We start from the raw sequence: 14,856 nt of genomic DNA, 5'->3' as shown, positions 1-14,856 counted from the left end.
AAATGAATGGCTCTTTTTGGAGTACTATTTAAAAACTTGGAAAATGGAAGCACTTGAAATGGAAATTAACCGATTTCAAGTACATAAATAATCCTAAATCTTTTCTTGTAACACTGTAGCATCTATATGCGAAAAGTCTGCTAAGGTAGGTTCTTTCGTATCAAGTTTAAGAGAACGGGCTGTAGAAGCATGAACTTTCTTCAACAAATCAGGATTGTTCATTAATCGCTGACCATAAGAAGGAATCATCTCTTTGATCTTTGGTTCCCATTTACCAATCTCTTGCGGGAAGCATTTGTTTAATATCTCTAACATAACGTGAACAGCTGTTGAAGCTCCTGGTGATGCGCCGAGTAATGCAGCGATCGAACCATCAGCGGATGTAATTACTTCTGTACCGAACTGAAGCGTTCCTTTTCCACCAGTTTCAGTATCTTTAATTACCTGAACACGTTGCCCTGCTACGACGAGATCCCAATCTTCACTCTTAGCAGTTGGGATGAACTCTCTAAGTTCTTCCATGCGCTGTTCCTTTGACAATAATACTTGTTGGATCAAGTATTTGGTTAATGACATTTCTTTAGCACCAGCTGCTAGCATAGTCAAAACGTTATTAGGTTTTACTGAAGTCACTAAATCGAGCATCGACCCTGTTTTTAAAAATTTTGGTGAAAAGCCCGCGAACGGCCCGAAAAGCAAAGATTTTTTATTGTCGATATACCTTGTATCAAGGTGAGGAACAGACATCGGCGGAGCACCGACTTTAGCTTTTCCGTATACTTTCGCGTGCTGCTGCTCAATCAATTCTGGATTCTTGCATACCATAAAGATCCCACTTACCGGAAATCCACCGATATGTTTTCCTTCAGGAATACCGGATTTTTGGAGCAAATGAAGGCTTCCACCACCACCGCCTATAAACACAAACTTCGCTGTATGGCGTTCAATTGAACCTGTGTTATGATTTTTCACTTTCAGTTCCCATAAGTCATCGGGCGTACGCTTCAGGTTTTCTACACTATGTTTGTATTTAACATCTACATTCTTATTTTGAAGATGACTAAATAACATACGAGTAAGAGAACCAAAATTAACATCCGTTCCTGTATCGATCTTTGTAGCAGCGATACGTTCGTTTAACGAACGTCTTTCCATGATTAGTGGAATCCATTCCATCAATTTCTCTGGAGAATCCGAGAATTCCATCCCTTGGAAAAGAGGATTCTCTGTTAGCGCTTCCATACGTTTCTTTAAAAACTGAACGTTGTTTTCACCTTGAACCATACTCATATGTGGCAATGGCATGATGAAGTCTTCTGGATTATGAATCAACTTTTGATCAACAAGGTAGGACCAAAACTGCATTGACACTTGAAACTGTTCATTAATTTCAATAGCTTTCGATATATCGATAGATCCATCCGGTTTTTCCGATGTGTAATTTAGTTCACAAAGTGCAGCATGCCCAGTTCCAGCATTGTTCCACTCGTTTGAACTTTCCTCTCCTGCTTTATCAAGTTTCTCAAATACTTTAATTTTCATTTCTGGAGCTATTTCTTTTAAGATCGTTCCTAATGTAGCACTCATGATTCCAGCGCCAATTAAAAGGACGTCTGTGTTCGTTTCTCTGTTGCTCATCATTATCAACCTTTTCACCTAAAATTTACAGAAAAAAGCCATCGTCTCATGTATAAGAAGAGACAACTTGGTTACTGCTTTTCCTGTTTCCATGAAAACCATATCAACTAGTATTGCTAAAATTCAAGTCTTTAATATCTTTATTATATGATAATTATAAATTATTTGAAAGCCGATAAATAGTGATAATTATATGAATAGTGTGCCCAAACTCTCTAACCACCAGAGTTTATATAGGAATTCAGGAAAATTTTTAACAGAAGATCACATACTAATATATGTAACTTTAACTTTTTCGGATATCAAAAACGCCTGAATTACTTCATCAGGCGCTCACGCTAAAAATGATCTAAGTTAAGAGTAAATCACTGTTTTTCAATCCTTTTTCACTATCCTTTTCTAGACTTCGGTTCGTTCGAGTTATTAGTACACTTCTGTAATGAGCGGCTCGATGGAGTTTCCCTTTTAGGGATGTGGAGGTACTTTCAATAGGTAGATCCATTCCGTTTGAAAAAATGACTCTAACCTTTTTTCGGTCAATGGATACAATATCATCAATGTGTGGCTGTGAGAGCCAGATGCAGGAGTCTTTTCGTGGTGATTTCGTGGGAAAGAAGAATATATCAAGTTTCGTGTCAATCATGATCGGAGGGAAGCACATCCTCCCTAATATGATCTGTGTTGCATCTTTCTTGCCATCGTATGTACTTCCATAATAAGGACAGGAATCTTTGATGATTCGAAAAGGCTTTTTCTCTACAAGAAAGACAGCATCTTCTTCATAAATTTCTGCGCATACCCTTCCCCATTGATTAATAAATGGATGAATAGCAATGGTCCTATTCGTAATTAAATACTTTTCCACTTTCTCGTGCACAATTCTACGCTTCATTCAATACCTCCTCAATATTTTAATCCCCATGGAAATGAAAGACAGTACAAATATCCCTAATATTTATACTGTATAGTAATATTTTACCATTTAAATGTGTAACTATATACATATTTAGCGAATTTTGTCACAATATTTTGTTAATTTAAATATAGGGGGTTGCATGATTGATGAATTCATCTATTTTAACTGAAGTGGTTATCCTATTTATAATTTTATCTTTTAAAAAAAAAAGGAACTCCACAAAAAGAAGTTCCCTCCTAAAACAATTTCATGTTGATAACTTACTTCATTTTAACTCAATCGATAAATCGGATTAAATCAATACAGGAAAGATCAAAAGTGATAAACCTTCTGATCGTTCCTTCTTGTACCTCTGCCTCATAAGAAAATGTAGCACAATTATTGTTTGAATCTATACGCTCTAAAGTAAATAGAGTTGGTGATGTTAAGCTGTCTAAAGATAACGGTTTACCTCCGATTAATATTAAGAATTGTGCTTCACCAAACGGAGGAACCGGATCCGGAGTAGTTGAAATAAGTGAAATTGGAATAAGTAGTTCTTCCCCCTCTCGCACATTTACAGCCACCGATAACGGTTCAAACCCGTTTGCAACAACACGCAGTTCATAAGAGCCAGAAGGAATGCCTGTTATTGAAAATACTCCTGCATCATTAGAGATTACTTCCCTAACCAAAACCCCTCTTAGATCAAACAACTGTATGACCGCTCCATTTACTGGCAGACCTGTTCGACGCTCAGATACTTGACCCGAAATATCTCCATCCGCTCCAGGACTTAAAGCAAAGTCAACACCTGTTAAACGCTCTCCCTCTGCAAGGGAAATAATGAGTGTTTCTTGCTGAAACCCTTGGGCATCCACTGTTATTACATATCTTCCTGAACCAAGATTACTAATGAAATACGTTCCATCATTACCCGTTCTCGCACTTCCTGCAAGAGCACCATTTTCATCAAATACATTTATTTCAGCATTTGGTAATGGTCCATTTCCTAAAATGATGACTGTACCCGTTATTGAAGCAGTTTGACGTTGACCAGGTAATGCAAAGTTCTGCTCTACAGTTGTATTAACAGGCAGTACCGATAGTCTGCTATCTGTACCATATCCTAATGCAGATGCTCGTAACGTATAAGATCCATTATTCAATCCAGGAATCGTGTAAAAACCGTCGATGTTTGTTAAGGCTACCGCTACTGGGCGTACATTGACTGCTAAAGCATTAACTTCAGCATTTAGTAAACTCGCTTCAACTGGACCGCTTACTTGATCAAAGGTTTCTACAATCGCTCCTACAATCGGCAGTCCTGTATCTGCATCCGTAACAAAGCCGGTAAACAAACTTGGAACGGCAACTAGATTAAAGTTCACAACGCTTTGAACATTGGGAACAGCCGTAAAATCCAGTACGCTGCTTCTATAATCTGCATTGATGGCAGCAAGGCTAAAATCACCTGGTAGAAGACCTTCTATTAAATAATCTCCATCATTGTTAGTCTGTACCTCTGCAATCACAACACCGTTATTGTCCGCTAAACGAAGCAAGGTATTAACAAGAGGCTGTGAACCGCCAGCATTTCGAACCGTCCCTCTAACACTTGAAGTAACAGGTGCCAATTGAAGATCTGCGAAAGTCGTGTCTCCTGGGATAACTGAAATTTCAGCAGAGTCGTTTCCAAATCCTTGTTTAGTAGAAATAATCGTGTAGTTTCCGTTTCTCACTTGGCTAAAACGATATCTACCTTGTTCGTCAGTAAGCGTTGAGGCAACGACTGGTCCTGACGGGCTTATTAAACGAAGTTCAACACTAGCTCTAGCTATAAAAGAACCTGACCCTTCATTTGTAACGAAACCTTCTACACTGCCCGGTTCAAAAGCTAATGGTAAATTCGTAATCGTAGTCTCATTCGCTACAATAAAAACACTTAGTGAACGCTGTTCAAAACCGCGTGCATTCACGATCATTGTATAAATGCCAGGCAGTAAGTCCAAAACTCTATAAGCACCATCTGACTGCGTTAGAACAGTTGTAACAACAGCTCGAGTGGCATCCAGAATTTGCACCACTGCCCCAGCAATTGAAACACCATTCGAATCGGAGATCGTTCCGATAAGATTACCTGTTTCCAAAGTAAGAGCAAGACTGACCTCTGTAGTGGCACCATTCACAATAATTCCGCCTTGCGAAAGACTTCCATAGCCCCCTTTAACAGTTGAAATAACTATCGCGCCTTCTTCCAAGTTCTGCTGAATAAATACACCGTTTTGGTCAGTTATACCCGAAGTAATAGGTATACCTGTTTCGTTAAAAATGTTCGTTTTAACTCCTGATATCGGATTGTTAGTCGCAGCATCAATGACCCTAATTGTAAGCGTACCTCCAAGAGCAATAAGTTGGAGATCAAGAGAAACCTCTTCTCCTCCGTTAACGGTTACAGCAAAAGTAGCAGCATTATAACCTTCAGTTGTAACAGTAACAAAATAATTACCTTCAGTGACTTCTGGAATAATATAGGTTCCGTTTGACTGTGCTAGAACGGTAGTTATTAAACTGTTATTGAGATCAAAAAGATTAATTTTAATACTTTGTTGAGTGATGAGATTTCCATCCTCATCTATAACCGTTCCAAAAATACTGCCATAAAGACTTGATAAAAATAGATTCGTAGTTGTTACTATGTTACTGCTCACAACTGCTCCAACTGAAGATACAGCGTACCCTGAGAGATTTGCAGTCACTTGGTAAGAGTTTGGCTTTAAACTTCTAAAGGTAAAGCTTCCATTCTGTTCAGTAACGGTAGATGCGATAATAATATTGTTCAACAGGATGTTCATTACAACCCCTGGTAAAATAATTCCGCTTTCATCAGTAACGATACCTGTTATAGCTCCAGGATCAGGGATCAGATTTATTGAAACGTTTAGTGTCTCCCCTGGTGTAATGGTTATCCCTTCTGTTTCACTTTGGAAGTCAAGTGCCACAATCGTTAAGGCATAAGTTCCAACAGGTAGATTTCCAATAAAGAACGTCCCATCATCATTTGAGACAGCAGAGCCGATAACTGTTCCATTTACATCGATAACCTTAATACTTGCGCCACTTATTACATCACTCAGACCATTAACTATACCTGTTAGTACACCTGGGTTAGACAATAAGAAGCCATCAACTGTTGTAGTTGCATTCGCTTGAATCGTTGCTCCAGCTGAAAACGTATTATAGTTTGGTGTTGTCATCGATACGGTATATTGCCCTGGAGAAAGCCCGTTAATCACATACACACCTGCATTATTTGTCACTGCTCTGCCAGCAGGCTGAACACTCGTTCCAAAAAACAACTGAACGATCGCTCCAGCGTTCAATATACCTGTTTCTTGATCAATTATTGTTCCAGTTAGAATTCCTGGAAGTGCAGTGAGCTCAATATCAACAATTTGTGTTTGACCAGGATCCACCGAAAAGCCAACTGTATTAGTCTCATAATCCGGATTAGAAGTTCCTAACGAATAGATGCCTGATAAAAAGTTCTCGATTAAATACATTCCTTGATCATCTGTTTGAACTTCTGCTAGTTCTGCACCCGATTCATCAATTAATCTAATAACCGTATTGATAAGTGGAATCACAACGTCTTGAGCAGATATAGTAGTTGTTAAACTCTCATTTTGAATGATCCTTGCAGAAATCGTGCCTCGAACATTCGAGAGACTCGGTGTAAGAGTAAAGTTCTGGAATGTTGTTACGCCATTTTCAATAAGAACAGAGCCTGTCGCGGTTCCAAAGTTCTCTTTTGTAATGGTTGAAGTGAAAGTTCCTGCTGATATCAATCCAGAGTTATAATTACCATTACTATCTGTTAAAACCGTATTGATTACGGGACCGAATGGTGAAATGGCCCTAATCTCAATTGAAGCTCCAATTAATGGTTCCCCAGTTGCTGAATTTGTAACGTTACCTGAGAGGACGCCACCTTCTGGAATGAGGATAATGTCCACGACAGTTTCTTGGTCGGGTAAAACAACACCACTGCCAATTCCTGTTCCCGTTCCATTTCCTTTAGCAGTCACTGTATACTGGCCTTCAACCAGATTATCAACCTCGTAAGAGCCATTTCCATTCGTTATAACCGTTGAAATAGGTGTGTTTTTTCGATCTAATATCTGAACCGTGGTATTGCTAAGCGGTGCTCCACTGGGATTTTTTATCGTTCCAATGATTATGCCAGGATCCGGCTGCAGGTTAAGGGTTACATTTGATAGAGACAAAGAATTGATTATGACTCCAATGGACGCTGCACCATAGCCACTTGCTATTGCACGAATGTTTAGTGGACCAGTTTGAAGGTTACCTAGTCTAAAAAATCCGTTCTGGTCTGTTGTAATTGTTGCAACAAGAATCCCACTCACATCAGATACTTCAATGAAACTTCCTGATATCGGTAAACCTGTTACAACATCTTGAATAACGCCCTCTAAAGCACCACGATCTTCTGTAACCGGGACTATTAGATTTGTTGTTTCCCCGTTCACTACGATTGCACCTACTGTTGCTGTTTGATATCCGTCTGCTATTACGTTCACTTGATACGTTCCTGCTGATAAGTTCTGGAATGCAAAGCTCCCATCTGAGAGAGCGATCAGCGTCTGCAGCAATACACCACCATCATTGAGAAGTCGAATAGAGATTGTTCTATCTGAAATCGGATTTCCCGATTGATCAGTAACAGTTCCAACAATCGATCCTCCTACTTCCGACAATTCAAAAGATACCGCAGAAGTTTGATTCGGTAGAACAATAACACCGAGTTGATCCTGTACATAATAAGGTGAACTTGCAATAACAGTATACGTTCCAGGTGACAGAAGGATGGATGTAAAGCTACCCGCAGTGTCTGAATTAGTTGATATAATTGGAATTCCTTCCGGTGTAAGAATAGAAATGAGGATGCCTGGTAATCCTTCTCCCGTTTCTGCACTTACAACTGTCCCAAAGATCAATCCTCCTACCGGGGTTAAGATCACATTTAGACCCGTCAGCTGCTCTCCCGGCTGCAACGAAACTCCGGCAGTCGATGATGAATAATTTTCTACTCCAGCAATTACTGTATAAGACCCTTCTGGCAAGTTTCCGATAACATAGTTTCCTTCAAAATCTGTGATTCCGTTTCCGATTTCACTATCATTTTCATCAACCACTCTTACACTAGCATTCGATAAAGGTATTCCATTACCATCAGTTATGGTTCCTGAAATCGATGCTGGATCAGGCACTAAAGCGATCTGTACATTAGTTGTAGCATTCGAAGTTACGATTACACCTGTAGAGCGAATACTATAGTTTAGCTGAAAGGCGTTTAACGTATATGATCTTGGAGCCACGCCTTCTATTAAGAAGTCTCCTGCTGCACCTGTCGTTCTTCTTGCAATTGGTGTAACACCACTTGGTGCATACACTTCTACTTGTGCACCAACGAGTGGAGCAAGAGTTTGTTCATCGAGGATCACACCTGAAATTTGACCCGGTTCTGGAACTAAGCTTATATTAGCTGTTAGTGTCTCGCCTGGTCCGGCATTGATTGAAACTTGCCGTCTCTGGTAATCAGGGATAATAGCCGTAACTAGATATTGTCCTTCCGTAAAACCTAGTATTCTATAAAATCCGTTAGAGTCGGTATTAACAACTCGAACAGTAAAACCGTAAACATCTAAAAGCCTTACTGAAACATTAACTAACGGGTCACCAGAATCGGAAGTGATCGTCCCTTCCACTGTAGCTGGGAACGGTTCAAGTGCAAAATCAACAACTCTCGTATCGTTTGGAGGTACAAAAACAGAAGCACTCGATGATCCATAGCCGTCGTCAGTAAAAGCAACTATTGTATAAGGGCCAGAATACACACCTTGAGTTACATAATTGCCTTGCTGATCCGTTACAGTATTCGCAATAACTGGGCCAGTTGGTGATAAATAACGGACTTGAACCATGACTTGAGAAATCGGAATCCCTGTTACGGCGTCTGTGATAGTTCCCGAAACAGTCCCAGGTTCAGGAGTTAAAATAAAGCTCAAGGAAGTTGTTTCATCAGGTAAAACGGTAAATGTTGCACTCTGACTCGAATAACCATCAGCACTAACGATTGCACGATACGTGTCAGGTGACAGATTGGCAAATATAAATTGACCGAAACTATCCGAGACTCCTTTTCGTTCTAGTGGCTTTCCTGAAGATGAAACGATAATGATGGCATTGGATAATGGATCTCCCGTTAACTGATTTGTGACATACCCTGTAACCGCTCCTGGGTTTTGAGTTAATGAAACCGCAATGTTAAACCCAGTGATAGGCACAGTAACCGTAATAATCTCATTTCCATAGTTCACTGCGTTAACATTTAACAGATAAATTCCCGGTGCAATCGAGTCGAACGTGAATGTGCCATCGATACCTGGATACTGCTTTGCCACAAACATGCCTGTATTATTTGTTAAAGTAACAGAAACGGCAGTACCACTGATCGGATTTCCAGTTGCAGAATCTGCTATGGATCCTGTTAGAGTTGTAAGAATTTGCGATAACGGTATTGTAATACTGCTTACTGCACTGCTGTTGACAATAACAGCTGTCATATTTGGAGAATAACCGTCAAATTCTGCACTTACAAAATATGTGCCAATCGACAGTTCAGGAATTTGAAACGAACCATCAGTGTGTGCAATTAAAGCTTGCAGCAATTCACCGTTAGCTCCAAACAATTTTAATTGAATATTGTCTCCAGACAGCGGATTTCCATCTCCGTCAGTGACTTGCCCTGAAATGCTTCCTACAGTACTTGTTAATTGAATATCAGCTCCCGCAGTCTCATCACTTTGTACGATCACACCTGTAATTTCTGTAGAGTAGTTTTGTGCAGATGAAGTAACAGCATAGGAACCTGGAACAAAATTCCGTAGCAAAAAGTTGCCGAATTGATCAGTTGTTGAGAAGCGAACCAAAATTCCAAGACTATCACGCACAAGTATGGCCGCACCTGGAATTGGTGCACCTGATATTAAATCTGAAACCGTTCCAGAGATAGAACCACGGATCGTCACTAACTCAAAATTCAGCGCTGTGATGTCCTGACCTGGGGCAACCGCAACGTTCCCAGTCGCGTTTGCATAGCCCCCTGCTCGTATGACGACTGCATAAGAACCTGCCGGAATATTGCTGAGTGTGTAATTTCCATCAGCATCTGTTGTTCCATTTCCAATAGGTGTTTCATTTACATCAAGAAGAGAAACGGTACCGTTAGCTATCGGCGTACCAAGATCAGAAATTAACGTACCTGAAACAGTTCCAGGATTCGGTTGGATCGATAGAGAGATGTTCGTTGTTTGACCAGAAACAACAAAGGCTCCCGTACTTCCAACTGAATAATTAAGTGCAACAGCTTTTACAATATAGTTACCAGGAGCCAGACTCTGAAACAAAAAGTTTCCTTCCGGAGTAGCTGCAACTGTGTTTACGAACTGGTTATCCATTGTGTACAGCTGAAGCACAAGTCCGTCAGCGGCTGGAGCTACTGTTCCTGTAATGGTCCCAGGATTAGGTTGAAGTTCAAAGTTAACAAACTTATTTAATCCAGCGGGAACAACTACACCTATGATCCTGGTTTCATATCCTTCTGCAACTGCAGTAAGAGAATAAACTCCTCCAGGCAATCCAAGCGAAATGAACGTTCCATCCGCACTCGTTAAGGCTGAATCAACAAATGCTCCTAGTGTGTTGCTGATATTAATAGTTGCACCAACAACCGGCTGACCTGAAAGAGAATCGATTAATCTGCCTGAAACAAACCCCGGAGACGGAACAAGGCTAATCGTGATAGAAGAAACGTTTCCAGGTGATAACGTAACTGATGCAGAAGAAGTTTGGAAACTTTCTGCAGCAACGATGACTGTATATGTGCTCGGCATTAAATCTTCAACAATGAACACACCATCATTGTCTGAAAAAGTTGTATTTATGATAAGACCGTTAGCATCAAGCAGCTGTACTTCTACGGAAGCACCTGCAAGAGGATCTCCAGTCTCACTATTAATAACCGTTCCCGAGATAGAAGAAGGGTTTGGCATTAATGAGAAATTAACAACAGAAGTCACACCAGCTGTAATGATTGCTCCACTTAAGTTTGTTTGATAATCAATAATATTTGCTGTAACAACATAGCTTCCAGGGAGCAATTCACCAATCACATAATTTCCATTTGTATCTACTACAGCTCTAGAGATAAGCACATCAGAATCTGCATTTTTCACAAGTATGACTGCACCTGGAAGAATGTTTCCTTCATTATCCAGTACACTTCCTGAAAGTAAACCAAAAATAGGCTGAAGTTCTGTGCTGATCGCTGTTGTTTCATTATCCTGAATAACAGCACCAAGCGTAACCGGTGAAAACCCGTCTGCCCCAACAATAACGGTATATCGATCTGGTGCTAACCCACTTATCGTATAATTTCCATTGCTGTCAGTAATGGTCTTCGCTACCACGATGTTATTGAGAACGACATCCACTGAAGCACCACTAATTGTACTTCCACCTGAAGAAACATTACCTGTAAGAACACCTGCTAGTCTTCTAAGTGTGACATCTACCGTTGTAGTTTGATCAGACTGAACATACGTACCGATCGTTTTTGTACCATGACCATCAGAAGAAAAGGTGATTACATACGTACCGGGAGCTAGAGAATCGACTGAGAATTGTCCGTTTACATCAGTTGTTACAGAGGCATCCGTAATCCCAGAGCTGTTTACAACTTTTAGACTTGCACCTGGAAGTGGAACACCGCTATCTTCATCAATCACTGTTCCGATGATTGAACCTGGATTTGCTAATAGATTCACATCTACTACCACAGTTTGACCGGCACTCACCGAGAAACCGACAACAAATGTTTGAAAAGCAGGTGCACTCACGCGTAATCTGTAAGAACCTGGTGCAAGACGATTTATTGTGTACTGTCCTGCCCCATCCGTCGTTGCGGTTGCCACGGCAATCCCTGTACCGCTAAGAGCTTCAACTATTGCACCAGCTATAGGTCCTCCACTTCCTGTTATCGTTCCACTTACCGTTCCAGGATTCGGCTGCAGTACAAAGTTTGCTGTCGTTGTCTGATTAGATGGCACATTTTGCCCAATTGTTGCAGCCTGAAAATTATTAGCAGAGACCGTGAGTGTATAATGCCCTGGGATTACAGCTCCAAATGTATAAGCTCCTATTGGAGAAGTTGTTACACTTGCAATAACTGTACCAAGATTATCTGATAACAAGACGGTCCCTCCACTAACAGCAGAACCTGCGTTTGAGGTAACCGTTCCTTGAAGAATTCCTGGAATAGCTACAAGGACAGGATTGATGACCGTTATCGTGCCAGATTGAATAACCACCGATTGCGCCAAGGTCGTGTAATTTGCTTTTGAGAATTCAATCGTATAAGTACCTGGTGCTATATTCGTAAGACTATACTTTCCGAATAGATCTGTTTGCGTAACGGCCACTTGTGTTTGACCCATTAAAAGTCTTACAGTTGCAGCATTTACTGGCTGAGCGTTTGAACTATCCAATAACGTACCTGCAGCTCCACCTGTTGCTTGAACATTCACGGAAATAGAAGCAGAAGCAGGGGTAAGATCTCCTCCAGTAAAGCTATCAATACCTGTTGCCCGTACTGTATTAAGTGCTTTCGTTCCTGCTGTATAAAAGATTCCGTTCTGTGCAAACTGAAGAGTCGCACTAGCGCCAGGAGCGATATTACCAACGGACCACGTAAGTGTTTTCGTTGAAGAGTTGTATGCTGTTGTCCCTTGCGAAACACTAAGAACTGAAAAGAGTGACACCTCATCTAATGAAACGATATCCGTAACATTGAGGATATTTGCAGCACTTTTTCCTGTATTCGATAAAGTAATTCTTCCCGTCCACTCCCCAACCTGACCGGCTAGAGGTGATTGTGGTCCTGAAAGCAGTACTTTTGAAACCTGCAGGTTAGCTCGGACATTTCCCGAATTTATTGTAACTGGATTGGAAAATGCATTTTGAAATTGAAACTCTTCTGAATCACGTAGAGAGTCTTTATTGTAGTTGTTGTTATTTGAAGCAGTAAACGCGACCATCCGTACAGAACTTTGAGCAGTAATACCGAGCAATGAGAAAAATGTAGAAGCTGGAACTAGAAAATCGATAAAATAGTTTTGTGTATTATCCAATGTAGAGTCAGCCTGAACGACCCGTGCGACGTCAAAATTGATGATGGACCGAGAATAGTTTGGGTTCCCTTTACCATCCGTCCCTTCTGCAGGATCACTCCAAGAGTTGACTTGTTTAGTTGTGTTCTGAACCAAATTCACTCTTTTGTTTAAACCATTAACTGCAAGCAGCCAGTCATAAGTCCCCGCTACGCCGGTCGTATTTAACAAAACACCCCATGCAAAGTTTGCAAAAGCGGTCTTGGCGCTATTTCTTGGATCTGATCGTACACGCATTCTAAAGTACACATTGATTTCATCATAAGCGAAGTAAAAGGAAGGAAAACTGGCATTCCCTACGATATCTGTTCCTGCAGGAGAAATATCACGTATCACATCTGCATAAGGAACACCGCCTACAGTAATGGCTGTAAACTGACTATTTGTGGGAAAAGACATCCCAACACCTCCGGCGAAAAATTAACATCGATTTAATATACGCGGAGAAACCTTGCAATGATTACCATTTTTTTCTATAGCGTAGCTTCACACGAAAAAAGAAGCTATTCAAAGAATCAGCTTCTCATTGTTTTAGATTGGATTCATATCACATTATTTAACTAACTTATACATCAACACATCATCCACATACTCGTCGTTACTAAACTTGAACTCTCTTACTTTTCGCCCTTCCTCTATGAATCCAAGTTTTTTATACAATTCTATTGCCCTAGTATTGGTAGAGAACGTCCCTAACGTAACCTTTTCAATGACCGGATGTTTTTCGGCCCAAGATAATAGCTCGTGAATCATTAGCTTGCCAATCCCTTTATTTCTAAATTCTTTACGAAGCATGATGGCAAAAGAGCCAGTGTGGTGCATTCTCATTCTTTCTTGTGACCTAAATACGATCCATCCGACCACATTGTTTTCATATTCTGCCACAAGCATCGTCTCACGTTCATGCTCAAGAATGTTTCGTATCCATTCTTCATGATCTTCTTTCGCCTTATTAAATTCTTTTGACACCGCAATAAAATAATTCTGTTCAGATATCACTTCACGTTGAATCTGAAGAATAGCTTCTGCATCCTCAACACGGACAGTCCTGATGTTTGATTTCATTTCTTGTTTAGTCGACATCGTGTTAACCTCTTTTTCTTAAATAATTATGAGTTGATGGCATGATTCTCATTCATGATGGAATGAACAATATGGATAGAATCCCACTCACCGCGAGAAAATTTGATGATAGGGAATCTTCTAGGAAACAGCTTTTGACGAATTTCTTCAGGGCTGTCCCCTTTATGATGTAATGTTAATACTTGATTCTGTATACCTAATAGGTAGTCGAGCTTTCGTTGTAGTGCCCTTCTTCCGTCTTGAATATAACCTGCATGATTACAAAACACTTCCTGAAAATCATATGTTAAAACACGTTCCAATGATTGAATAATGGAAGGAATGCTTTCTTCTTCGAGAACCACTTTAGTCTTTTCCATTACATATAGGTCACCTGTGAAAAGCTGCCCTGTCTCACGGTTAAGAAATGCATGATGATCCTTTGCATGACCAGGAGTAGGTATTACATCCCAACGTGCATTCCTAGATTGAAATTCACTTGGCATGATTTGCGCATGAAATGGTTTTCTTCTTCCCCAAAAGAACTGCCTATATATGGGGTAATGTGCTCGTTTACCGCAATAATCAATTGTTTTTTCATCTAAATAGATTGGGACTTTCTTCGTTTTTTCAATATAACTAGCACAGCCTGTATGATCTTCGTGAAAGTGCGTTATGAATACGTGATCGAAATCAGCTTGATCAATAAAAGGTTTGAAGTATTGATGTAAAGATTGCGCGCCAGTATCAATTAATACGCCATCAACAAGAAAACTATATACATTCAGAGAGACGCCTTGAAAACGCACCTGTCCATTTAGATAAGTAACATTGTGAATTTCTCCAGATTGAGATGATTTTTTTAAAAACAAAGCTGCCAACTCCTCGCTACTCTCTTTTTCTATCGTTACTATTTAGACTCTATGAACTTTAATTCCATAAAAGCCATTA

At 40.2% G+C, this 14,856-nt stretch carries 5 protein-coding genes; all 5 read right to left on the bottom strand.

Annotated elements, in window-relative coordinates; genetic code table 11:
• Positions 1-93 precede the first annotated feature (93 nt).
• The 5 genes from IHV12_RS18500 to IHV12_RS18480 all read right to left on the bottom strand — a co-directional run bounded on the left by IHV12_RS18500 (position 94) and on the right by IHV12_RS18480 (position 14,777).
• Positions 94-1,638 carry a malate:quinone oxidoreductase gene (locus tag IHV12_RS18500; protein ID WP_197191833.1) on the bottom strand — a complete coding sequence of 515 codons (1,545 nt, stop codon included), beginning with the start codon at positions 1,636-1,638 and terminating at the stop codon, positions 94-96.
• Positions 1,639-1,987: 349 nt separating this feature from the next.
• Positions 1,988-2,530, bottom strand: coding sequence for a competence protein ComK (locus IHV12_RS18495; protein ID WP_197128080.1), 543 nt, complete (start codon positions 2,528-2,530; stop codon positions 1,988-1,990).
• Positions 2,531-2,829: 299 nt separating this feature from the next.
• Positions 2,830-13,242, bottom strand: coding sequence for a carboxypeptidase regulatory-like domain-containing protein (locus tag IHV12_RS18490; RefSeq protein ID WP_197191786.1), 10,413 nt, complete (start codon positions 13,240-13,242; stop codon positions 2,830-2,832).
• A 153-nt stretch (positions 13,243-13,395) separates the two neighbouring features.
• Entirely contained in the window at positions 13,396-13,926 is a 531-nt protein-coding gene (locus IHV12_RS18485) for a GNAT family N-acetyltransferase (protein WP_197191785.1), read from the bottom strand.
• A 26-nt stretch (positions 13,927-13,952) separates the two neighbouring features.
• Positions 13,953-14,777 carry an MBL fold metallo-hydrolase gene (locus tag IHV12_RS18480; RefSeq protein ID WP_197191784.1) on the bottom strand — a complete coding sequence of 275 codons (825 nt, stop codon included), beginning with the start codon at positions 14,775-14,777 and terminating at the stop codon, positions 13,953-13,955.
• Between the last annotated feature and the right edge of the window lie 79 nt (positions 14,778-14,856).

It is taken from the genome of Fictibacillus sp. 7GRE50, from assembly GCF_015903875.1.
GTDB lineage: Bacteria > Bacillota > Bacilli > Bacillales > Fictibacillaceae > Fictibacillus > Fictibacillus phosphorivorans.
The sequence above is the reverse complement of the archived record's forward strand: the minus strand, read 5'-3'. Positions and strand labels throughout refer to the sequence as shown.

Coding starts and splice junctions, on each gene's coding strand:
- IHV12_RS18500 (WP_197191833.1), bottom strand. CDS start 1,638: ATGAGCAACAGAGAAACGAACACAGACGTCCTTTTAATTGGCGCTGGA.
- IHV12_RS18495 (WP_197128080.1), bottom strand. CDS start 2,530: ATGAAGCGTAGAATTGTGCACGAGAAAGTGGAAAAGTATTTAATTACG.
- IHV12_RS18490 (WP_197191786.1), bottom strand. CDS start 13,242: ATGTCTTTTCCCACAAATAGTCAGTTTACAGCCATTACTGTAGGCGGT.
- IHV12_RS18485 (WP_197191785.1), bottom strand. CDS start 13,926: ATGTCGACTAAACAAGAAATGAAATCAAACATCAGGACTGTCCGTGTT.